General features: G+C 72.1%; 18 protein-coding genes. 9 read left to right on the top strand and 9 right to left on the bottom strand.

The features are described from left to right. Positions 1–74 precede the first annotated feature (74 nt). From gcvT to ACFYUZ_RS23760, 4 genes are all read left to right on the top strand, one after another. Positions 75–1,199, top strand: coding sequence for a glycine cleavage system aminomethyltransferase GcvT (gene gcvT / locus ACFYUZ_RS23775; protein WP_389312344.1), 1,125 nt, complete (start codon positions 75–77; stop codon positions 1,197–1,199). 77 nt (positions 1,200–1,276) lie between these two features. Beyond that, positions 1,277–1,654, top strand: coding sequence for a glycine cleavage system protein GcvH (gene gcvH, locus ACFYUZ_RS23770; protein ID WP_389312342.1), 378 nt, complete (start codon positions 1,277–1,279; stop codon positions 1,652–1,654). Positions 1,655–1,685: 31 nt separating this feature from the next. Continuing rightward, entirely contained in the window at positions 1,686–2,954 is a 1,269-nt protein-coding gene (glyA, locus tag ACFYUZ_RS23765) for a serine hydroxymethyltransferase (RefSeq protein ID WP_389312340.1), read from the top strand. A gap of 149 nt (positions 2,955–3,103) precedes the next feature. After that, positions 3,104–4,474: an L-serine ammonia-lyase gene (locus tag ACFYUZ_RS23760; protein ID WP_389312338.1), complete on the top strand. Its 1,371-nt coding sequence runs from the start codon at positions 3,104–3,106 to the stop codon at positions 4,472–4,474. A gap of 61 nt (positions 4,475–4,535) precedes the next feature. On the opposite strand, the gene ACFYUZ_RS23755 is transcribed toward ACFYUZ_RS23760, so the two are convergent. Both ACFYUZ_RS23755 and ACFYUZ_RS23750 read right to left on the bottom strand, forming a co-directional pair. Then, complete coding sequence (locus ACFYUZ_RS23755) at positions 4,536–4,787, bottom strand: hypothetical protein (RefSeq protein ID WP_389312336.1); 252 nt, start codon at positions 4,785–4,787, stop codon at positions 4,536–4,538. A 217-nt stretch (positions 4,788–5,004) separates the two neighbouring features. Continuing rightward, positions 5,005–5,220 carry an EF-hand domain-containing protein gene (locus ACFYUZ_RS23750; protein WP_389312334.1) on the bottom strand — a complete coding sequence of 72 codons (216 nt, stop codon included), beginning with the start codon at positions 5,218–5,220 and terminating at the stop codon, positions 5,005–5,007. Between the two features lie 74 nt (positions 5,221–5,294). Here ACFYUZ_RS23750 and ACFYUZ_RS23745 point away from each other — a divergent pair, with 74 nt between their 5' ends. Next, positions 5,295–5,933, top strand: coding sequence for a GNAT family N-acetyltransferase (locus ACFYUZ_RS23745; RefSeq protein ID WP_389312333.1), 639 nt, complete (start codon positions 5,295–5,297; stop codon positions 5,931–5,933). A gap of 4 nt (positions 5,934–5,937) precedes the next feature. On the opposite strand, the gene ACFYUZ_RS23740 is transcribed toward ACFYUZ_RS23745, so the two are convergent. The 6 genes from ACFYUZ_RS23740 to ACFYUZ_RS23715 all read right to left on the bottom strand — a co-directional run bounded on the left by ACFYUZ_RS23740 (position 5,938) and on the right by ACFYUZ_RS23715 (position 12,387). Then, the gene (locus ACFYUZ_RS23740; RefSeq protein ID WP_389312331.1) at positions 5,938–7,116 is read right to left on the bottom strand and encodes a YncE family protein; all 1,179 of its coding nucleotides are present in this window, start codon (positions 7,114–7,116) and stop codon (positions 5,938–5,940) included. Next, positions 7,116–7,913: a polysaccharide deacetylase family protein gene (locus tag ACFYUZ_RS23735; protein ID WP_389312329.1), complete on the bottom strand. Its 798-nt coding sequence runs from the start codon at positions 7,911–7,913 to the stop codon at positions 7,116–7,118. The genes ACFYUZ_RS23740 and ACFYUZ_RS23735 overlap by 1 nt, the downstream gene beginning before the upstream one ends. Before the next feature lie 383 nt (positions 7,914–8,296). Beyond that, positions 8,297–8,800: an ATP-binding protein gene (locus tag ACFYUZ_RS23730; RefSeq protein ID WP_389312328.1), complete on the bottom strand. Its 504-nt coding sequence runs from the start codon at positions 8,798–8,800 to the stop codon at positions 8,297–8,299. Positions 8,801–8,874: 74 nt separating this feature from the next. Next, positions 8,875–9,642 (bottom strand): enoyl-CoA hydratase/isomerase family protein, encoded by a 768-nt coding sequence (locus ACFYUZ_RS23725; protein WP_389312326.1) that lies wholly within the window; start codon positions 9,640–9,642, stop codon positions 8,875–8,877. A gap of 87 nt (positions 9,643–9,729) precedes the next feature. After that, a complete protein-coding gene (locus ACFYUZ_RS23720) occupies positions 9,730–10,995 on the bottom strand; it encodes an Ig-like domain-containing protein (protein WP_389312324.1) in 1,266 nt (421 codons plus the stop codon). Between the two features lie 162 nt (positions 10,996–11,157). Beyond that, complete coding sequence (locus tag ACFYUZ_RS23715; protein ID WP_389312322.1) at positions 11,158–12,387, bottom strand: Ig-like domain-containing protein; 1,230 nt, start codon at positions 12,385–12,387, stop codon at positions 11,158–11,160. 164 nt (positions 12,388–12,551) lie between these two features. Here ACFYUZ_RS23715 and glgX point away from each other — a divergent pair, with 164 nt between their 5' ends. The 3 genes from glgX to ACFYUZ_RS23700 all read left to right on the top strand — a co-directional run bounded on the left by glgX (position 12,552) and on the right by ACFYUZ_RS23700 (position 18,478). After that, positions 12,552–14,756, top strand: coding sequence for a glycogen debranching protein GlgX (gene glgX, locus ACFYUZ_RS23710; RefSeq protein ID WP_389312320.1), 2,205 nt, complete (start codon positions 12,552–12,554; stop codon positions 14,754–14,756). 105 nt (positions 14,757–14,861) lie between these two features. Continuing rightward, on the top strand, positions 14,862–16,640 hold the full coding sequence (locus tag ACFYUZ_RS23705; RefSeq protein WP_389312319.1) for an ABC transporter ATP-binding protein: 1,779 nt from the start codon (positions 14,862–14,864) through the stop codon (positions 16,638–16,640). Beyond that, the gene (locus ACFYUZ_RS23700) at positions 16,637–18,478 is read left to right on the top strand and encodes an ABC transporter ATP-binding protein (protein ID WP_389312318.1); all 1,842 of its coding nucleotides are present in this window, start codon (positions 16,637–16,639) and stop codon (positions 18,476–18,478) included. The genes ACFYUZ_RS23705 and ACFYUZ_RS23700 overlap by 4 nt, the downstream gene beginning before the upstream one ends. 27 nt (positions 18,479–18,505) lie before the next feature. Here ACFYUZ_RS23700 and ACFYUZ_RS23695 read toward each other — a convergent pair whose 3' ends face one another. After that, positions 18,506–19,990, bottom strand: coding sequence for an MFS transporter (locus tag ACFYUZ_RS23695; protein WP_389312316.1), 1,485 nt, complete (start codon positions 19,988–19,990; stop codon positions 18,506–18,508). 126 nt (positions 19,991–20,116) lie between these two features. On the opposite strand from ACFYUZ_RS23695, the gene ACFYUZ_RS23690 reads away from it, so the two are divergent. Beyond that, positions 20,117–21,022, top strand: a complete 906-nt coding sequence (locus ACFYUZ_RS23690; protein WP_389312314.1) for a TetR/AcrR family transcriptional regulator C-terminal domain-containing protein — start codon at positions 20,117–20,119, stop codon at positions 21,020–21,022. Positions 21,023–21,123: the final 101 nt, after the last annotated feature.

The following is a 21,123-nucleotide window of genomic DNA, read 5'->3' as shown; positions in this document are numbered from 1 at the left end:
CAGATGGGGAGGACGTCCTCGCCCGTCATGTGTTTTCGTCACCGATCACGCCCTTGGGACCCGGGAGCCACCCCATGAGCACTGCCCCCCGTCTGACCGCCCTCGATGCCCTGCATCGTTCGCTGGGCGCGACCATGACCGACTTCGCCGGCTGGGACATGCCGCTGCGGTACGGCAGCGAGCGCGACGAGCACAACGCCGTCCGCACCAAGGCCGGCCTCTTCGACCTCTCCCACATGGGCGAGATCACCGTCACCGGCCCGCAGGCCGTGGAGCTGCTGGACTTCGCGCTGGTCGGCAACATCTCCACCGTGGGCAACGGCCGCGCCCGCTACACGATGATCTGCCAGGAGGACGGCGGCATCCTCGACGACCTGATCGTCTACCGCCTCGGCGAGACGGAGTACATGGTCGTCGCGAACGCCTCCAACGCCCAGGTCGTGCTGGACGCGCTCGTCGCCCGCTCGGAGGGCTTCGACGCCGAGGTCCGCGACGACCGTGACGCGTACGCCCTGATCGCGGTCCAGGGCCCGGAGTCCCCCGGCATCCTGAAGTCGCTCACCGACGCCGACCTGGACGGCCTGAAGTACTACGCCGGCCTGCCCGGCACCGTCGCGGGCGTGCCCGCCCTGATCGCCCGCACCGGCTACACCGGCGAGGACGGCTTCGAGCTGTTCCTGAAGCCCGACCACGCCGAGGGCGTCTGGAAGGCGCTGACCGAGGCGGGCGAGGGCGTCGGCCTGATCCCCTGCGGCCTGTCCTGCCGCGACACGCTCCGCCTGGAGGCGGGCATGCCGCTGTACGGCCACGAGCTGACCACCGCCCTCACCCCCTTCGACGCGGGCCTGGGCCGGGTCGTGAAGTTCGAGAAGACGACCAACGAGGGCCGTTTCGTCGGCCGCGAGGCGCTGGAGAAGGCCGCCGAGCGCGCCGAGTCCGCCCCGCCGCGCAAGCTGGTCGGTCTGATCGCCGAGGGCCGCCGCGTCCCGCGCGCGGGCTTCCAGGTCGTCAAGGACGGCGAGGTCGTCGGCGAGGTCACCTCCGGCGCCCCGTCCCCGACCCTCGGAAAGCCGATCGCGATGGCGTACGTGGACGCGGCGCACGCCGAGCCCGGCACCCAGGGTGTAGGTGTGGACATCCGCGGCACCCACGAGCCGTACGAGGTCGTGGCGCTGCCCTTCTACAAGCGCCAGAAGTGACGCGTTCGTCTCGTTCCTCGTCTCACCCCGTAAGACCCACGTTCATCAGCACTCCCCCGATCCAGGAGAATCAGGTCATGAGCAACCCCCAGCAGCTGCGCTACACCAAGGAGCACGAGTGGCTGTCGGCCGCCGAGGACGGCGTCGCGACGGTCGGCATCACGGAGTTCGCGGCCAACGCGCTCGGTGACGTCGTCTACGCCCAGCTCCCCGCCGTCGGCGACACCGTCACCGCGGGCGAGACCTGCGGCGAGCTGGAGTCGACGAAGTCGGTCAGCGACCTCTACTCCCCCGTCACGGGCGAGGTCGTCGAGGCCAACCAGGACGTGGTGGACGACCCGTCCCTGGTGAACACGGCTCCGTTCGAGGGTGGCTGGCTGTTCAAGGTGCGCGTCACGGGTGAGCCGGACGAGCTGCTCTCCGCCGACGAGTACACCGCGTTCGCCGGGAACTGAGACCGGGCCCGAGACCCCTAGGGATCGATTCATGTCGCTTCTGAACACTCCCCTCCACGAGCTGGACCCCGACGTCGCCGCCGCCGTCGACGCCGAGCTCCGCCGTCAGCAGTCCACCCTCGAGATGATCGCCTCGGAGAACTTCGCTCCGGTCGCGGTCATGGAGGCCCAGGGCTCCGTCCTCACCAACAAGTACGCCGAGGGCTACCCGGGCCGCCGCTACTACGGCGGCTGCGAGCACGTCGACGTGGCCGAGCAGATCGCGATCGACCGGATCAAGGACCTGTTCGGCGCCGAGTACGCCAACGTCCAGCCGCACTCCGGCGCCTCCGCGAACCAGGCCGCCCTCTTCGCGATCGCCCAGCCCGGCGACACGATCCTGGGTCTGGACCTGGCGCACGGCGGCCACCTCACCCACGGCATGCGCCTGAACTTCTCCGGCAAGCAGTTCAACGTGGTCGCGTACCACGTGGACGAGGCCGGTCTGGTCGACATGGCCGAGGTCGAGCGCCTCGCCAAGGAGCACCGCCCCAAGGTGATCATCGCCGGCTGGTCGGCGTACCCGCGCCAGCTGGACTTCGCCGAGTTCCGCCGGATCGCCGACGAGGTCGAGGCCTACCTGTGGGTCGACATGGCCCACTTCGCGGGCCTCGTGGCCGCGGGCCTGCACCCGAACCCGGTCGAGTACGCGGACGTGGTGACCTCCACCACGCACAAGACGCTCGGCGGCCCGCGCGGCGGCATCATCCTGGCGAAGAAGGAGTTCGCGAAGAAGCTGAACTCCTCGGTCTTCCCCGGCTTCCAGGGCGGCCCGCTGGAGCACGTGATCGCGGCCAAGGCCGTCTCCTTCAAGGTCGCGGCCTCGGAGGAGTTCAAGGAGCGCCAGCAGCGCACCCTGGACGGCGCCCGCGCGCTGGCCGAGCGCCTGGTCCAGGACGACGTCGCCGCCCACGGCGTCTCCGTCCTGTCCGGCGGCACGGACGTGCACCTGGTCCTGGTGGACCTGCGCGACTCCGAGCTCGACGGCCAGCAGGCCGAGGACCGCCTCCACGAGGTCGGCATCACGGTCAACCGGAACGCCGTTCCGAACGACCCGCGCCCGCCGATGGTCACCTCGGGTCTGCGCATCGGCACGCCGGCGCTGGCGACCCGCGGCTTCCAGGCCGAGGACTTCGCCGAGGTCGCCGACGTCATCGCCGAGACCCTGAAGCCGGGCTTCGACGCCGACAAGGCCGCCGCCCTCAAGGCCCGGGTGACCGCCCTCGCGGACAAGCACCCGCTGTACCCCGGCCTGAAGTAATTTCGTACGCTTTAGTTCCGGTTTCATTCGTACGAAAGCTCCGGGGCACCGCGCACACTGGACAGTGGGCGCGGTGCCCCGCCCCGTGCTCAGCCTTTCTGCTCCACCCCGGCAGACAACGGCGTCTAGCCCCCACAAGGAGTCCTCCCGTGGCCATCTCGGTCTTCGACCTGTTCTCGATCGGCATCGGCCCGTCGAGCTCCCACACGGTGGGCCCCATGAGGGCTGCCCGGATGTTCGCCCGCCGGCTGAAGAACGAGGGCCTGCTCGCCCACACGGCCTCGATACGCGCGGAGCTGTACGGCTCGCTCGGCGCGACCGGCCACGGCCACGGCACCCCGAAGGCGGTCCTCCTCGGCCTGGAGGGCAACTCGCCGCGCACGGTCGACGTGGAGAGCGCCGACGACGAGTTCGAGCGGATCAAGGCGAGCGGCCGGATCAACCTGCTCGGCGCGCACGAGATCCCGTTCTCGTTCGACGACGACCTGATCCTGCACCGCCGCAAGGCGCTCCCCTACCACGCCAACGGCATGACGGTCTTCGCGTACGACGCCGAGGGCGGGCTCGTCCTGGAGAAGACCTACTACTCGGTCGGCGGCGGCTTCGTCGTCGACGAGGACGCGGTGGCCGGCGAGAATCCGATCATCCCGGACGACACCGTCCTGAAGTACCCCTTCCGCACCGGCGACGAGCTGCTCCGCCTCACCAAGGAGACCGGCCTGTCGATCTCCTCCCTGATGCTGGAGAACGAGAAGGCCTGGCGCACCGAGGAGGAGATCCGCGCCGGTCTCCTGGAGATCTGGCGGGTCATGCAGGCCTGCGTCTCGCGCGGCATGTCCCGCGAGGGCATCCTGCCCGGCGGGCTGAAGGTCCGCCGCCGCGCCGCGACCTCCGCCCGCAAGCTGCGCTCCGAGGGCGACCCGACGGCGCACGCGATGGAGTGGATCACCCTCTACGCGATGGCCGTGAACGAGGAGAACGCGGCGGGCGGGCGGGTGGTCACCGCCCCGACGAACGGCGCGGCCGGCATCATCCCGGCGGTGCTGCACTACTACATGAACTTCGTTCCCGGCGCCGACGAGGACGGCATCGTCCGCTTCCTCCTCGCGGCCGGCGCGGTCGGCATGCTCTTCAAGGAGAACGCCTCGATCTCCGGCGCCGAGGTCGGCTGCCAGGGCGAGGTCGGCTCGGCCTGCTCGATGGCGGCCGGCGCGCTCGCCGAGGTCCTCGGCGGCTCCCCGGAGCAGGTGGAGAACGCGGCCGAGATCGGCATGGAGCACAACCTGGGCCTGACCTGCGACCCGGTCGGCGGCCTGGTCCAGATCCCCTGCATCGAGCGGAACGGCATGGCGGCGGTCAAGGCCGTCACGGCGGCGAAGATGTCGATGCGCGGCGACGGCAGCCACCTGGTCTCCCTCGACAAGGTCATCAAGACCATGAAGGAGACGGGCGCGGACATGAGCGTCAAGTACAAGGAGACCGCGCGCGGCGGTCTCGCGGTGAACATCATCGAGTGCTGAATCGTTCACGCGGAACGGCGGAACGGCCGCCCCGGGGAGCCCCCGGGGCGGCCGTTCCCCGTCAGGCCCTGACCCAGAGGACGATCACGTCCGGGCGGGAGGAGCCGAGGGGCTCGCAGAAGAAGATCGGGCCCCAGATCTGGTAGCCGGCCCGCCCCGCGGCCTGGCAGTCGGCGTACGAGGCGTGGTGGCTGCGCGGGTACCAGCCGGGGCCGGGGGCGGCCTGGGCGGCTCCGGCGGTGCCGAGCGCGAGCGCCCCGGCGGTGACGGCGGTGGCGAGTGCGGCTGCTGTGCGGCGGGCCGTGGGCAACATGGCATGTCCTCCTGGAAACGCCGGGGCGTCCCGGCGGAGTGCGTGACGATGCGATGTGGTGCGTTGCGGTACGTCCGGCTGCGCAGCCGGGGACGAACGTACCGTCACGGAAAGGGCCGCACAATAGGTCTAGGCCAATGCGCCGGGTCTGGGGCGCCCCCGCGCGGACAGGCGTCCCGCAGGGCGGAACGCCTGCCCGCGACGGGCGGGGTCAGGCTCAGGCCTTGTTCAGGTGGCCCCAGAACTCGTCCCAGGACAGCACGCCGTCCCCGTTGTCGTCGCGCTGCTTGATCAGCGCCTCGGCGACCGACTCGGTGACATGGAAGTCGCCCAGCTGCGCCATGACGTGCTTGTACTCCGCGGCGGTGATGAAGCCGTCGCCGTCCACGTCGAACTTGTTGAATGCCGTACGTGCCGAGTCGATGTCCGCCACTGCGTCCGCCCCTTCTTGGTGCTTGTCTGACGGGGGTCAGATTAGCTGGCCGCGCGCTGTCGGATGATGGGGGCATGAGCGACGAGGTGGCCCGGGTCCTGGCGGCGGCGGCACGCGGGGCGTTCCCGCCCCCGGACGGTTCGACGACGGTGGTGCCGCAGCCGGGCCCCCGGGACGCGGGGGTGCTGGCCTTCACCGCCCATTCGGTGGTCTTCACGGACGCCGACCCGGAGTGGGTGCGGGCCGCGCTGGCGGCCACGTCGAGCGACCCGCTCGCGGCGAGCATGAACCCGGGCTTCCTGCTCGCCCTGATGGCCCGCACCGGCCGGCACATGAACACCATCGACCTGCTCACGGTGGCGGACGCCCTGCCGGGTCCTCCCCCGCTGGAGCTCCGCGAGATCGACGACCCGGGGCATCCCCGGGTGGCGCGGGCGCTGAAGTTCCGCGACGACGTCCGGGTGTGGGCGGCCGACGGCGGGGTGCTGGTCCTGGGCCGGGGCGTCGCGGGCCGCTGGGAGGCGGCGATCGAGGTGGACGAGGAGGTGCGCCACCGGGGCCTGGGGCGGGCCCTGGCGACGGCTGCCCGCCACCTCACGCCGGGCGAGGTGGTGTGGGCCCAGCAGGCCCCGGGCAACGCCCGCAGCGTCCGCGTCTTCCAGGCGGCGGGCTACCGCCCGGTGGCCTCGGAGGCGCTCCTGGTCGCCGGCTGAGCGACTACCGGAAGATGCCGGTGTGACCGAGGGAGTAGCGGCCCGGCTGGGGGTAGACGGCGAGGCCGTGGGGGCCGCTGCCGACGGGGATGCGGGCGAGCTGCTCGCCGGTGGTGGTGTCGATCGCGTACACCTCGGAGTCGTAGCGTCCGGAGAGCCACAGGACCTTTCCGTCGGCGGAGACGCCGCCCATGTCGGGGGAGCCGCCGTTCGGGAGCTTCCACTTCTTGGTGAGCTTGTCCTGCCGGAAGTCGAAGACGGAGACGGTGCCCTCGCCGCGGTTGGAGACGTACATCTCGCGCGAGTCGCGGCTGATGTAGAGGCCGTGGCAGCCCTTGCCGGTGGGGAGCAGGGTGGGGGTGGTGAACTTCTCGCCGTCCAGGACCCACATGCCGTGGGCCATCATGTCGGCGACGTAGAAGGTCTTGCCGTCCGGGGAGATCTTCACGTCCTGCGGCATGGCGCCCTGGAGGGGCAGCTTCTGCTGGCCGACCACCTCCATCTTCTCGGTGTCGACCTTGAGGAGTTCGCCGGAGAACTCGCAGGAGACGATGAAGTACCGCCCGTCGGCGGAGAAGTCGGCGTGGTTGACGCCGTAGCAGGTGACGGGGACGGACTTCTTCCGTTCCATGGTGTGCGGGTCGCGGAAGACGAGTTCGCGGTCGAGCGAGGCCATGACGACGGCGTACTTGCCGTTGGGCGTGAAGTAGAGGTTGTACGGGTCGTGGACCTCGACGGGCTTGCCGGCGACGCCGGTGGCCGGGTCGATGGGGGTGAGGGTGTGGCCCCGGTCGTTGTTGACCCAGAGGGTCTTCATGTCCCAGGAGGGGACGACGTGCTGGGGCTGGAGGCCGACCGGGATGGTCTCGACGACCTGGTAGGTCGTGGGGTCGATGACGGAGACGGTGTTGGAGTTGGTGTTGGGGACGTAGACCCGGGAGGGGAAGTCCTTCACCACCGGGGAGAGCCGGTTCGGCCGGTCGGCGGCGTAGACGTCGTGCGGGTCGAGCAGGGGCGGCATGCCGGGGAGTCCGGCGGGGACGGTGGCCTTCTCGGGTACGGCGGGGGCGGCCTTCTTCACGGGGGCGGCGCCCTCGGAGTGGTTCCCGGTGCCGCAGCCCGCGAGGGCGACGAGGAGGGCGGCGGCGAGGAGGGTCCTGGATCTCTTCTTGAGGTTTGCCATCAGCTCAGCAGCTCCGTGGTGGTGACCGCGCTCAGGCCGCGGCGGTCGAGATCGGCGAGGAGGAGGGGCAGCGCGGCGGCGGTGTCCGGGTAGCCGAAGTGCAGGCTGACGACGGATCCGGCGCGGACCGGCCCGGTGACGTTGCGGACGACGGCCGCGGCGCCGGGCGAGGTGAAGTCGAGGGAGTCGACGTCGTACGAGAGGACGTGCGGGTATCCGGCGCGGCGGGCGGCGCGCAGGACGGCGGGGGCGGCGTTCCGGGTGCGGGAGGGGCGGAACCAGGTGCCGGCGGAGCCGGTGAGCCGGCGCAGCCGGGCGGCGCAGGCCTCGATCTCGGCGAGGGCGCGGGCCTCGGTCATGGCGTTGACGTCGATGTGGTGCTGGGTGTGGTTGCCGAGGTCGTGGCCGCCGTCGAGGACGCGGCGGGCCATGTCGGGGTGCTGGTCGAGCCAGCTGCCGACGGCGAGGACGGTGACGCGGGCGCCGGCCTCCTCCGCCTGGGCGAGGAGGCGCCGGGCGAGGGCGGGGTCGCCCTGGCCGTGGAAGGTGAGGGCGACCCGGGGCCGGTCGCGGGGGCCGTGGGCGATCTCGTCCGGCTGTCCGGGGAAGCGGCGGGCGGCCGGGGCGGCGACGGGCGCGGCGACGGGGCGGTGCCCGGCGGGGGGACGCCCGGTGGCGGGGCGGTGCCCGGCGGCGGGGGCGGGGCGGGGTTCCGTGCCGCAGGCGGTGGAGAGGGCTCCCGCGAGGGCGGCGGCCGCGCCCGCGCGGAGGGCTCCTCGGCGGTCGGTCGGCTTCACGCGACCATTCAAGAGGGATGACGCCCGATGGGGGCCGATTACGCCAATTCAGGACGTTTGCTCCTCCATGCCGGACGTCCAGCATGCGGACGAGCCCAGGAAACACCCGGCGAACCGCATAGCCATTCACTGTTTACAAGGTGAGTGCTACACGTCACCAACGATTCATAATTGAACTGTCCGCTTTTGCCCCAGCTTGACCCACTAGGGACTTTTGGCGACAAGGCCCCCCGTCTGCCATAGTCGGAGACACGACCCCCATTGACCCGGGCCAGGTCGACATAGCGGCCGTGGATACACCCCCCCCCGTCCACGGCCCACCACACGAAAGCCCCCACACGCCTCACCACGGCGCACGGGGGCTTCCGTGCGTCCGGGGCGCGTCAGCGGTCCGAGACCCGCATCTCGAACCAGGTCGTCTTGCCGCGCGGCGCCAGGTCCACGCCCCAGCGGTCGGCCAGCTTGTCGACGAGGAAGATCCCGCGGCCGCTGATGTCGAGCTCGTGCACCGGCATCAGACAGGGCAGCCCCCGCGAGGGGTCGCGCACCTCGATCCGGATCCAGCCGCGGCGCCGCTGTAACCGCAGCGCGAAGACGCGGGCGCCGGTGTGCCGGACGGCGTTCCCGACGAGCTCCGAGACGAGCAGCACCGCGTGCTCGGCGAGCTGCGGGCCGAGCGCCCACTGCCGCAGCAGGACGTGCTGGGTGAGCCTGCGGGCCACCCACGCGGACTCGGGACGGGACGGCAGCCGGACGTCCTCCTCGGCCGGGTTGCCGTACAACTCCACTGCTTCGGCGGCCTGTTCGTCGTCCGCGGCCGGTGACCACCGCGGTGCGGCGGCGCTCACGCGCTGCCCCGGTTGTTCCCTACCCTCCAGGCCCGCCATGCCCCCATCATGGCCGCCCGGAGCCGTCCGCGGGGGCCGTTCCGGTGGAATCGGCCCCCACCCGTGAAGGAACGTCAGGCGAACTTCGCCTTGCCCGGGCCCTCCTCGACGAAGCTGCGCATCCCGGTCTCGCGGTCCTCGGTCGCGAACAGGGCGGAGAACCAGGTGCGCTCGATGGCGAGACCGGTGTCGATGTCGGCCTCCAGGCCCTGGTCGATCGCCTCCTTCGCGGCCCGCAGGGCGACGGACGGGCCCTGTGCCAGCCTGGCGGCCCAGGCGTGCGCCTGCTCGTACACCTCGGCGGCCGGGACGACCCGGTCGACCAGGCCGAGGGTCAGGGCCTCGTCGGCCTTCACCATCCGGCCGGTGAAGATGAGGTCCTTGGCCTTGGAGGGGCCGACGAGCCGGGACAGGCGCTGGGTGCCGCCCGCGCCGGGGATCAGGCCGAGGAGGATCTCCGGCTGGCCCAGCTTGGCGTTGTCGGCGGCGATCCGGTAGTCGGCGCAGAGCGCGAGCTCGCAGCCGCCGCCGAGCGCGTAGCCGGTGATCGCGGCGACGACCGGCTTCGGGATGCGGGCGACCGCGGTGAAGGAGTCCTGAAGGGCGCGCGAGCGCTTGACCATGGCCACGTGGTCCATGACCTGCATCTCCTTGATGTCCGCGCCGGCCGCAAACACCTTCTCGCCGCCGTAGAGCACCACGGCCCGCACGTCGTCGCGGTCGGTCGCCTCCTGGGCCAGCTCGCGCAGCCGGTCCTGGGTGGCGATGTCCAGGGCGTTCATCGGGGGGCGGTCGAGGCGGATCGTGCCGACGCCGTCGGCGACTTCGAGGTTCACAGTCATGGGGAAAGGTTAGTGGCCGTTAACGAGAAGGGGCCCGGTGCTGTTGCTCACAGCGCCGGGCCCGCTCACGGGAGATCCGCGGGAGATCTAGGCGATCCAGTCCGACCAGTTCATGTTCCAGCCGTTGAGGCCGTTCTCCGGGGTGATCTGCTTGTCCTTGGAGTTCTTCACGATCACGACGTCGCCGATGATCGAGCGGTCGTAGAACCAGGCGGCCGGCGTCGAGCTGTCGCCCGCGCCCCGCGCGTCCTCCAGGCCGACGCAGCCGTGGCTGACGTTGCTGGAGCCGAAGGTGGAGGACGGCGCCCAGTAGTTGCCGTGGACGAAGGTGCCCGAGTTGGACAGGCGCATCGCGTGCGGCACGTCCTTGATGTCGTACTCGCCGCCGAAGCCGACCGTGGCCCCGTTCATGCGGGTCACCTTGTACTTCTCGCTGATGACCATCTGACCGTTGTACGTGGTCGTGGACGGCGCGCCCGCGGTGATCGGCAGCGTCTTGATGATCGCGCCGTCCCGCTCGACCTTCATCGTCTTGGCGCTCGCGTCGACGGTGGAGACCTGACGGCGGCCGATGGTGAAGGAGATCGACTTCTTCTGCTTGCCGTAGACGCCGGGACGGCCCTCGACGCCGTCCAGGTTCAGCTCGACCGTCACCTTGGTGCCGGCGGCCCAGTAGTCCTTCGGGCGGAAGTCGAGGCGGTCGTTGCCGAACCAGTGGCCCTCGATCTGCACGGCCGGGACGGCCGTCACCTTGATGGCCTTCTCGACGGCCTCGGGGTCGGTGATGCCCCGGCTGAAGTTGATGGAGACCGGCATGCCCACGCCGACGGTCGAACCGTCCTCGGGCGTGTACTGGCCGATGAAGGTGTTCTTCGGGACCAGCGTGGTGAAGGTGGTGTCCTTCGCCGACTCACGGCCCTCGGAGTCCTTCGCGATCGCGTGGACCTTGTACTGGGTGGCCGCGGCCAGGTGCGCGGTCGGCGACCAGCTGGCGCCGTCCGCGGCGATCTCGCCCTGGACCTTGTCGCCCTTGGAGTCGGCGACCTCGACCGTGGTCAGCTTGCCCTGCGCCGCGGTGATCTTGAGGGCTCCGCTGGTGGCGACCGAGTCGGCGCCGTCCTTCGGAAGGATCGTCACGACCGCCTGGGAGGCCGCGTTCTCCTGCTTGCCGCCGCCCTGGGCCGCCGGGCCCTGTCCCCCCGCACCGCCGCCGGTGGCGGTCTCGCCGCCGCCGCACGCGGTCAGGACCAGGAGCATCGCCCCCGCCGCCAGGGCCTGCAGCCTGACGCCCCCGCGCCGGCCGCGCCGCCCCGCCGCCCCTACCGATGCCCCCGATATCGGCTGCCCGTTCACTGTGGTCTTCTCCCCTCGCACGGCCCGGCAACGCCGCGGCCCCACCCCCGTGCGCATCCACTCGCGCACACAGCGCTAGATAATCACACCGCAGGACACGAAAGTTCCTCGTGATTGTCACCGTTCGGCACCAGTCGGCGTGATACGGGAGACCGCCCGGGCTCACCGCAGCGCGGAGCCCGCCCTCCACCGGTCCCAGTCCAGGTTCCAGCCGCCGAGACCGTTGTCGGGGGCGACCTCCTTGTCCTGCGAGTTGACCACCTCCACCACGTCGCCGATCAGCGTCCGGTCGAAGAACCAGCCCGCGGGCGAGTCCGTGCTGCCGCCCTTCTCGTCCCGGAGGCCCACACAGCCGTGACTGACGTTCGCCGAGCCGAAGGTGGAGGCATCGGCCCAGTAGTTGCCGTGCAGGAAGGTCCCCGAATCGGTCAGACGGATCGCGTGCGGCACGTCCTTGATGTCGTACTCGCCGCCGAAGCCGACCGTGGCCCCGTTCATGCGGGTCACGTCGTACAGCTCGGTCGCGACCATCTTCCCGTTGTACGTGGTCGTCTTCGGCGCGCCCGCGGTGATCGGCACCGTGGCGAGGAGCTCGCCGTCCCTGCGGACCTCCATCGTGTGCGCGGCGGCGTCGACCAGGGAGACCTGGGAGCGGCCGACGGTGAAGCCGACCTTCTTGCGCTGGATGCCGTACACCCCGGGCGCCCCCTCGACGTCCCGCAGCGCGAGCTCGACGGTCACCTTCGTGCCGGGCCGCCAGTACGCGGCGGGCCGGAAGTCGAGCCGCTCCTTGCCGAACCAGTGGCCGACGACCTCCACCGGCGGCTCCGAGGTGACGCGGATGGCCCGCTCGACCTCGGCCCGGTTCTCGATCGGCCGGTTGAAGCCGAAGGAGACGATCATGCCGGTGCCGACCGTGGAACGGTTCTCCGGCTTGAAGTACCCGATGAACCGGGAGCCGGGGACGACGGTGGTGAAGGTGGTGTGCCGGGCCGAGCGGCGCCCGTGCCCGTCGAGCGCGACCGCGTCCACGCTGTACTTGGCGGCCAGCGCGAGCCGGGTGCCCGGCCGGGGCCGCCAGCGCAGCCCGTCCGCCGAGACCTCCCCGGGGACCTCGGTCCGCAGGCCGTCCTCGACCTGCACGACCGTCACCCGCTCCAGCCGTCCGCTGTCCACCCTCACCTCGACGGGCCCGCCGGCCGGCACCGCCCGGCTGCCGTCCTCCGGACTCACCCGGATGACGTCGCCCGGGGCCCGCGCCTTGCCCGGCAGGCTGACGCCGACGCCCCCCTCGCCGTCCGCCCCGGTGCAGCCCGCGAGGCCCGTCGCAAGCCCCGCCACCAGTCCCGTCACCACGAGGGCCCGCCTCGCCCGCTCCCATACAAGTGTCACGCTCGGCCCAACGACGGCCACCCTCCAGGGGAAACGTGCGTGCGGGGCATGTTGGGAGCACGGCCGTGCGGGCAGAACAGGGGGAGAACCACGCGGGGGAACGACGGCCGGGACGTCGCCGCTCCCCCGGGTGCGGGCCCGACGAGCCGCGGGAGGCCGGGACGGTGGCGAGTGCAGCCGAGCAGGAGGCGGTGTCCGAGCATGCCCTGGAGCGGGCCGTGCCGCCGGTGTGGCCGGGGGCACCGACCCCCTTGGGGGCCCGCTGCCGGGTCGGCCCCGGCGGGGTGACGGGCACCAACTTCGCCCTGTGGGCGGGCGGGGCGGAGGCCGTGGAGCTGTGCCTCTTCGACGCCGACGGCACGGAGAGACGGCTCCGGCTGACCGAACTGACGCACGAGATCTGGCACGGCTTCGTGCCGGGCGTCGGACCGGGACAGCGGTACGGCTACCGGGTGCACGGCCGCTGGGACCCGTGGACGGGCGCCCGCTGGAACCCGGCGAAACTGCTCCTCGACCCGTACGCCCGGGCCGTCGACGGCGACTTCGCGGCGCTGCCCCCGGAGGCGTACGGGCACGTCCGGGACTGGCCGCAGCAGCACGTGGCCGACACCGTCCGCGACGAGCGGGACTCCGCCCCGTACGTCCCCAAGGGGGTCGTCGTCCATGACGACGACGACTGGTCCGACGACCGCAGGCCCAAGACGCCCTGGCAGGACTCGGTCATCTACGAGCTGCACGTCAAGGGCTTCACGAAACTGCACCCCGACATCCCGGAGCACCTGCGGGGCACGTACGCGGGCCTCGCGCACCCCGCCGCGATCGACCACCTCGTACGCCTCGGGGTGACGGCGGTCGAACTCCTCCCGGTCCACCAGTTCGCCCACGAGGACCACCTCCTGCGGCGCGGGCTGCGCAACTACTGGGGCTACAACTCGATCGGCTACTTCGCCCCGCACGCCGGCTACTCCTCCTCCGGGACGACCGGGCAGCAGGTCGGCGAGTTCAAACGGATGGTGCGGGCCCTGCACGCGGCCGGGATCGAGGTCGTCCTCGACGTCGTCTACAACCACACGGCGGAGGCCGGCGAGCTCGGCCCCACCCTCTCCCTGAAGGGCATCGACAACCGCGGCTACTACCGGCTCCAGTCCGACGCCCGCCGGTACGCCGACTACACGGGCTGCGGAAACACCCTGCACGTCGTGCAGCCGCAGGTCCTCCGCCTCATCACCGACTCCCTGCGCTACTGGGTGACCGAGATGGGCGTCGACGGCTTCCGCTTCGACCTCGCGGCGGCCCTCGCCCGCTCGATGCACGACGTCGACATGCTCTCCCCCTTCCTGGCCGTCATCGCCCAGGACCCGGTCCTGCGCCGGGTCAAACTCATCGCCGAACCGTGGGACGTGGGCAACGGCGGCTACCAGGTGGGGGCCTTCCCGCCCCTCTGGACGGAATGGAACGACCGCTACCGCGACGCCGTCCGGGACTTCTGGCGCGGGGCGCTGCCCGACGTGCGGGACCTCGGCTACCGGCTGTCCGGCTCCAGCGACCTGTACGCCTGGGGCGGGCGCCGCCCGTACGCCTCCGTCAACTTCGTCACCGCCCACGACGGCTTCACCCTGCGGGACCTCGTCACGTACGAACGCAAGCACAACGAGGCGAACGGCGAGGGCAACCGGGACGGCACCCACGACAACCGCTCCTGGAACTGCGGGACGGAGGGCGAGACCGACGACCCGGCGATCAACACCCTCCGCCTCCGCCAGCAGCGCAACCTCCTCACCACCCTCCTCCTCTCCACCGGCGTCCCGATGCTCGTCGCCGGCGACGAGATGGGCCGCACCCAGGGCGGCAACAACAACGCCTACTGCCAGGACAACGAGCTGGGCTGGCTGGACTGGTCGCTCCCGGAGGACCCGGGCCGGGAAGACCTCCTCGCCCTCACCCGCCGGCTCCTGGCCCTGCGCCACCGCCACCCGGTCCTCCGCCGCCGGGCCTTCTTCTCCGGCCGGCCGCAGGGCGCGGACGGGCTGCGGGACCTGGCCTGGTTCACCGCCGAGGGCACCGAGATGACGGAACGGGACTGGTACGCGCCGACGGCCACGCTCGGCCTCTACCTTTCGGGCCGCGACATCCCGGGGCGGGACGCGCGGGGCGAGCAGATCACCGACGACAGCTTCCTCGCCGTCCTCCACGCCGGCCACCGCCCCCTGGACTTCCGGCTGCCGGGCCCGCCGTGGGCGGAGTCGTACGAGCTGCTCGTCGACACGGGCCGGGACGACCAGTCGACGCCCCCGGGCACCCACCACCCGGGCGGCGAGACGCTCACGGTGGGGGCCAGGTCGGTGGTGCTGCTACGGGTCCGCGAGTGACCCCAGCGGGACGGTGTCGGTGTCCGTGTCGTACGTGGTGAGGACGAGGCCCGGACCGGAAAATCGGGTGAGGCGTGTCAGTGGTGAACCGTATGGTCGGACCTGATGCCCGAGAAACCGATCCCCCCGCGCCCCGACCGCTCGACGGTCCGTGTCCTGCTCCGTCTCTGGCCGTACGTGCGGCCCGTGCGGGGCCGGCTGGGCACGGCCGCGATCATCGCGATCGTCGCCTCCTGTCTGTCGCTCGTCATCCCGATCGTCCTGAAGTGGCTGGTCGACGGGCCCGTCGCGGACCGGGACCCCGGGGGCGTCTGGCTCGGCGCGCTGTACCTGCTGCTCCTCGGGATCGCCGAGGCCGTCCTGTTCGGCTTCCGCCGCTGGCTGGTGGCGCGCCCGCTGTCCGCCGTGGAGGCCAGGATGCGGGCCGACCTGTACGGCAGGCTCCAGCGGCTCCCGATCGCCTTCCACGACCGGTGGGCCTCCGGACAGCTGCTCTCGCGCGGCACGACGGACCTGATGCTGGTCCGGATGTTCCTGGCCTTCCCGCTGACGTTCCTCCTGGTCAACGGCGTGACGATCCTCGCCGGTTACGTCCTCCTGCTGGCCCAGGACTGGACCCTCGGCCTCGTGCTCCTCACGCCCGTGCTCCCGCTCGTGCTCGTCTCCAACCTCTTCGAGCGCCGGTACGGGGTGGTGGCCCGCAAGGCCCAGGACCAGGTCGGCGACCTGACGACGGTCGTCGAGGAGAGCGTCCTCGGCATCCGGATCGTGAAGGGCTTCGGCCGCCACCGCAGCCAGGCGAGGGCGTTCCGCGAGCTCTCCGGGCACCTCCGCGGCACGGAACTGACCAAGGCTCGGCTGCTCGCCATGATCTGGGCCGTCATCACCGCCGTACCGGAGCTGGCCATCGGGGCCGCGCTCGTGCTCGGCACGGTCCAGGTCGCCGACGGGGAGCTGTCGGCGGGCACCCTGGTCGCGTTCCTGTCGACGGCCCTGGCGCTGCGCTGGCCGGTGGAGTCGATCGGCTTCCTCCTCGCGATGAGCCAGGAGGCGGCGACCGCGACGGAACGCTACTTCGAGGTGATGGACGCCGAGGAGGAACCGGACACGGCCGACCCCACCGGCGACGGCGGCGTCCCGGACGGGGTCCGCTTCGAGGGCGTCGCCTTCCGCTACCCGGACGCCCCCGAGGGGACGCCACCCGTCCTGGACGGCATCGACCTCCACATCCGCCCCGGCGAGACCCTGGCCCTGGTCGGCGGCACCGGCTCCGGCAAGACGACCCTCACGGCCCTCGTGCCGCGTCTGCACGAGGCGACGGCCGGCCGCATCCTCCTCGACGGCGAGGACATCGCCCTCATGGAACGGGAGAAACTCCGCTCCCTCGTCTCCGTGGCGTTCGAGGAGCCGACGCTGTTCTCCGCGAGCGTCGGCGAGAACGTCCTGATGGGCGCGGAGGGAGCCGGCGACCCGGAGCTGCGCCGCGCCCTGGGCGTCGCCCAGGCGGACGGCTTCGTCGACCGGCTGCCCGAGGGGACCTCGACCCAGGTCGGCGAGCAGGGCCTCAGCCTCTCCGGCGGCCAGCGGCAGCGGCTCGCCCTGGCCCGCGCGGTGGTCGGCAAGCCCCGCTTCCTGGTCCTGGACGACCCGCTGTCGGCGCTCGACGTCCACACGGAGGCCCGGGTCGAGGCGGCCCTGCGGGAGGTCCTCAAGGAGACGACGGCCCTGGTCGTGGCGCACCGCCCGTCGACGGTGATGCTCGCCGACCGGGTCGCGCTGCTCTCGCGCGGCCGGATCGCGGCCGTGGGCACCCATCAGGAACTGCTGCGCAGCAGCGCCGAGTACGCCTGGCTGATGTCCGGCGAGGGGGACGAGGACCGATGACGGACACCACGCTGCAGGAGAAGACGGCGCAGGCCCCGGCCGAACCGTCCGACCCCTTCGACCGCGACGACCTGCCCGCGCCCCCGGGGGCGACCGGAGCCCTGCTCCGCTCCCTCCTGGCCCCCCATCGCGCGCGGGTGGTGGTGGCGGCCCTGATCCTCCTGGTCAGGGAGGCGGCGCTGCAGGCGGGCCCGCTGCTCGTCGCGTACGCCATCGACCGCGGCGTCCCGGCCTTCCGGGCGGGGGACCACGGCCCCGTCGTCGCCGTGGCCGTCGGCTACCTCCTGTGCGCCGCCCTGTCGGGCGTCCTCCAGTACGCCTTCGTCCGCGGAGCCGCCCGCGTCAACCAGGACGCGCTGCTCGACCTGCGCGGCCGGATCTTCCGGCACGCGCAGGTGCTGAGCGTCGACTTCCACGAGCGGTACACCTCGGGCCGGCTGATCTCCCGCTCGACCACGGACGTCGAGTCCCTCCGCGAACTGCTCTCGGAGGGCCTGCAGGAACTGATCGGCGTGATCCTCTCCTTCGTCTCGATCTCCCTCGTCCTCCTCTGGCTGGACTGGGGCATCGGGGCGGTGGCGGTCGCCTCCTTCCTCCCCCTCCTCCTCCTCGTCCGGGTCTACCGGCGACGGGCGGGCGAGGTGTACGCGGAGCGTTCCACGGCCATCGCGGGCGTGATCGTGAAGTTCGCGGAGACGATGAACGGCATCCGGCCGGTCAGGGCGTTCCGTCGCGAACGGGCCAACGACACCGAGTTCGCGGCGCTCAACCACCGCCACGAGCGGAGCAACGGCGACGCCCTCCTCGAAATGGCCCGCTACGTGGTCGGCTCGCGCCTGGTGGCGAACACGGCGGTGGCCGGAATGTGTCTCTGGGGCGCGTACCGGGTGGCGGACGGAACGCTCGAACTGGGCGTCCTGGCCGCGGCGGTCCTCTACATGCGCCGGCTGTACGACCCGATCGACCGCCTGGGCATGTTCCTCAACTCGTACGAGTCGGCGGCGGCGTCCCTCGGCAAGATCGCCGGCCTCCTGGCCCAGGAACCGGGAGTCCCGGAGACGACCGAGCCGCGGGAGCTCCCCCACCGCTCCGGGGCGCCCGGCAGGGACATCACGTTCGAGGGCGTGAGGTTCGCCTACCGGACGGGCGGCGAGGTCCTCCCCCGCTTCGACCTGACGATCCCGGCGGGCCAGACGGTCGCGGTGGTCGGCGCGACGGGCGCGGGCAAGTCGACGCTGGCGAAACTGCTGGCCCGCTTCTACGACCCGACGGAGGGCCACGTCAGGCTCGACGGCGTGGACCTCCGCGACCTCACGACCCCCGACCTGCGCCGCGGGATCGTGATGGTCACCCAGGAGGCGTTCCTCTTCTCCGGCACGGTCGCGGAGAACATCGCGATCGGCCGTCCGGACGCGACCCGCGACGAGATCGAGCAGGCGGCGAAGGCCATCGGGGCGCACGATTTCATCACGGGCCTCCCGGACGGCTACGACACGGACGTCCGCAAGCGCGGTGGCCGGATCTCCGCCGGCCAGCGCCAACTGGTGGCCTTCGCCCGCGCCCTCCTGGCGGATCCGGCGGTCCTGATCCTGGACGAGGCGACCAGTTCCCTGGACGTGCCGGGCGAGCGGGCGGTGCAGCGGGCGATGGACACGGTCCTGGCGGGCCGTACGGCGGTGGTCATCGCCCACCGCCTGTCGACGGTCGAGGTGGCGGACCGCGTCCTGGTGATGGAGTCGGGCCGGATCGTCGAGGACGGTCCCCCGTCGACCCTGGTGAAGGGCGAGGGGCACTACGCGGGCCTGCACCAGGCGTGGCGGGAGAGCCTGGCGGGCTGAGGGCCGGCCGCCCGCGGTGGGCGCCGCTCAGGCCCGCCGCCGCAACAGCGCCCACGACAGCGCGGCGGCCAGGAGCATCAGCACGGCGGCCCCCAGGGCCGCACCGGACATCGCCTCCACGAAGGCGCTCCGAGCGGCGTCGACGACGGACGGCGCGGCCTCCAGCGCGCCCCCGAGCGTCTCCCGGGCGGCGGCCGGCGCGGACGGGGGCATCGCCGCCGTGTAGACGGCCGCGCCGACGGACCCGAGGACGGCCATCCCGAGCGCCCCGCCCAGCTCCGACCCGGATTCGAGCACCGCGGCGGCGGCCCCCGCGCGCTCGGGCGGCGCGGCACCGAGGGCGAGTTCGTTGGCGAGGGTCATCGCGGAGACGAGTCCGGCGGCGTAGACGGCGCTGCCGGCGAGGACCACCCAGAAGGGCGTGGCGCGGTCGACGGTGACCAGCCATCCGAAGCCCCCGGCGGAGACGAGGAACCCGCCTCCCATGACGTGCGCCCGGTCCACCCGCCGGGCGAGTGCCGCGGCGAGGGGTGCGGCGACCATGACGCCGGCGGCGGGGACGAGGCTCCACAGGGCGGCTTCGAAGGGGCTCTGTCCGAGAACGGACTGGAGGTACTGCGTGAGGAAGACGGCGAAGCCGACGGTCGCGGCCATGGCGAGCAGATTGGCGAGCAGGGAGCCGCCGTACGCCGGGGTGCGGAAGAGCCGCAGGTCGACCACCGGATGATCGAGCCGTGCCTGCCGGCGCACGAAGACGCCCCCGAGAAGGACCCCGACGACGATCCCCGCCGCGGGCACGGGGTCCCACCCGCCCTTGGCGAGCTCCTTGATCCCGTGGATCACGGGCAGCAGGGCGCCGAGGGAGAGCAGGGCGCTGAGGACGTCGAACCGCCCGCCCCCGGTCTCCCCTCTGGACTCCGCGAGGAGCACCGGCGCGAGCACCAGCAGCAGCGCCATGGCGGGCAGGTTGATCAGGAACACGGACCCCCACCAGAAGTGTTCGAGGAGCGCGCCGCTGACGACGGGTCCGAGGGAGATGCCGCCGGCCATGACGGTGGTCCACAGGGTGACGGCCTTGGCGCGCTGGGCGGGGTCCCGGAAGAGGGTGCGGATCAGGGCGAGCGTGGACGGCATGAGGCAGGCCCCGGCGACGCCGAGGAGCGCGCGGGCTCCGATGAGGGCGCCGGCGCCGTGGGCGTAGGCGGCGGCGACGGACGCGGCGCCGAAGAGGGCGGCGCCGAAGAGGAGGAGCTTGAGGCGTCCGACGCGGTCGCCGAGGGCGCCCATGGTGACGAGGAGCCCGGCGAGCACGAAGCCGTACACGTCGAGGATCCACAGCTGCTGGGTCGCGCCGGGCCGGAGGTCGGCGGCGATGGAGGGGATCGCGAAGTAGAGGACGGAGACGTCCATGGAGACGAGGAGGAGGGGGAGCATGAGGACGCCGAGGGCGGTCCATTCACGCCGGCCGGCGCGTGCGGCCGGAGCGGTCCGAGGAGGTGCGGTGAGTGACATGCGGGCAGCGAAGCAACTCCCCGCGTACGGGGGCCACACTCGCCCTAGTGCACCCGCACCGCGCCCCGGGAGTTCCCGGTTCACCGCCGCGTACACCGACACGGTGCACTAGTACACTGCCCGGCCATGACGACTCAGCCGCCCTACCTGGCCATCGCCGCCGAGATCCGACGGCGGGTCCACAGCGGGGAGTTGGCGCCGGGTGACCGGGTGCCGTCGACGCGGGCGATCACGCGCGAGTGGGGCGTGGCGATGGCGACGGCGACGAAGGCACTGGGGGCGCTGCGCCAGGAGGGTCTGGTCCGCGTCGAGCCGGGCGTCGGCACGGTGGTGGTGGACCGGAGGCAGGCGCGGCAGAGCACGGCTCCGGCCCTCACCCGGAGCCGGATCGTCCGCACGGCGCTCGAACTCGCCGACGCCGAGGGCCTGAACGCCCTGACGATGCGCCGGCTCGCGACCGTGCTGGAGAGCTCGGCGATGGCGCTCTACCGGCACGTGCCGGGCAAGGGCGAGCTGGTGCGGCTGATGACGGACGAGGCGTGCGGGGAGGTGCCGCTGGGGCCGGTGCCGGCGCGCTGGCGGCCGGGGCTGGAGCATGCGGCGCGCTGGCTGCGCGAGGTGTACGCGCGGCACCGGTGGATGGCGCAGGCGATGGCCTCCTTCACGCGGCCGGTGGCCTCGCCGAACGCGATGGCGTACACGGAGTGGGTGCTCGCGGCGCTGCGGGAGACGCCGTTGACGTCGTCGGAGAAGCTGCACGTGCATCTGACGCTGTTCGCGTTCGTCCAGGGCCTGGCCATGGCGGACGACCTGGAGGAGCAGGCGCGGCTCGACACGGGCCTGTCGGACGGCGAGTGGATGGAACAGAATGAGCCACGGTTCGACGCGATGCAGTCGGGTGGCGCGTACCCCCTCCTCGACGCCGTCACCCATGACGGGGGCTTCGAGCTCACCCTGGGAAGCCTCTTCGAATTCGGCCTCCGCAGAACGTTGGACGGCGTCGCGGCCATGATCGACGAAACGTCCGGTTAACGAACACGGACATTCGGACAGCGGACGATTTCCGGCCAACTTCTCGTCGCGGTCCTGACAGGTCCCCGTCATTCCTGCAACTCTCTCCCCGGTTCTTCGCA

Origin of the sequence: Streptomyces sp. NPDC004266 (assembly GCF_042874095.1) — a bacterium.
Taxonomy (GTDB): Bacteria; Actinomycetota; Actinomycetes; order Streptomycetales; family Streptomycetaceae; genus Streptomyces.
The sequence above is the reverse complement of the archived record's forward strand: the minus strand, read 5'-3'. Positions and strand labels throughout refer to the sequence as shown.

Bases quoted from the DNA above. Each gene is read 5' to 3' on its own strand.
- gcvT (WP_389312344.1), top strand. From the start codon at position 75: ATGAGCACTGCCCCCCGTCTGACCGCCCTCGATGCCCTGCATCGTTCG.
- gcvH (WP_389312342.1), top strand. From the start codon at position 1,277: ATGAGCAACCCCCAGCAGCTGCGCTACACCAAGGAGCACGAGTGGCTG.
- glyA (WP_389312340.1), top strand. From the start codon at position 1,686: ATGTCGCTTCTGAACACTCCCCTCCACGAGCTGGACCCCGACGTCGCC.
- ACFYUZ_RS23755 (WP_389312336.1), bottom strand. From the start codon at position 4,787: ATGTTGCCCACGGCCCGCCGCACAGCAGCCGCACTCGCCACCGCCGTC.
- ACFYUZ_RS23745 (WP_389312333.1), top strand. From the start codon at position 5,295: ATGAGCGACGAGGTGGCCCGGGTCCTGGCGGCGGCGGCACGCGGGGCG.
- ACFYUZ_RS23740 (WP_389312331.1), bottom strand. From the start codon at position 7,116: ATGGCAAACCTCAAGAAGAGATCCAGGACCCTCCTCGCCGCCGCCCTC.
- ACFYUZ_RS23730 (WP_389312328.1), bottom strand. From the start codon at position 8,800: ATGGCGGGCCTGGAGGGTAGGGAACAACCGGGGCAGCGCGTGAGCGCC.
- ACFYUZ_RS23725 (WP_389312326.1), bottom strand. From the start codon at position 9,642: ATGACTGTGAACCTCGAAGTCGCCGACGGCGTCGGCACGATCCGCCTC.
- ACFYUZ_RS23705 (WP_389312319.1), top strand. From the start codon at position 14,862: ATGCCCGAGAAACCGATCCCCCCGCGCCCCGACCGCTCGACGGTCCGT.
- ACFYUZ_RS23700 (WP_389312318.1), top strand. From the start codon at position 16,637: ATGACGGACACCACGCTGCAGGAGAAGACGGCGCAGGCCCCGGCCGAA.
- ACFYUZ_RS23695 (WP_389312316.1), bottom strand. From the start codon at position 19,990: ATGTCACTCACCGCACCTCCTCGGACCGCTCCGGCCGCACGCGCCGGC.
- ACFYUZ_RS23690 (WP_389312314.1), top strand. From the start codon at position 20,117: ATGACGACTCAGCCGCCCTACCTGGCCATCGCCGCCGAGATCCGACGG.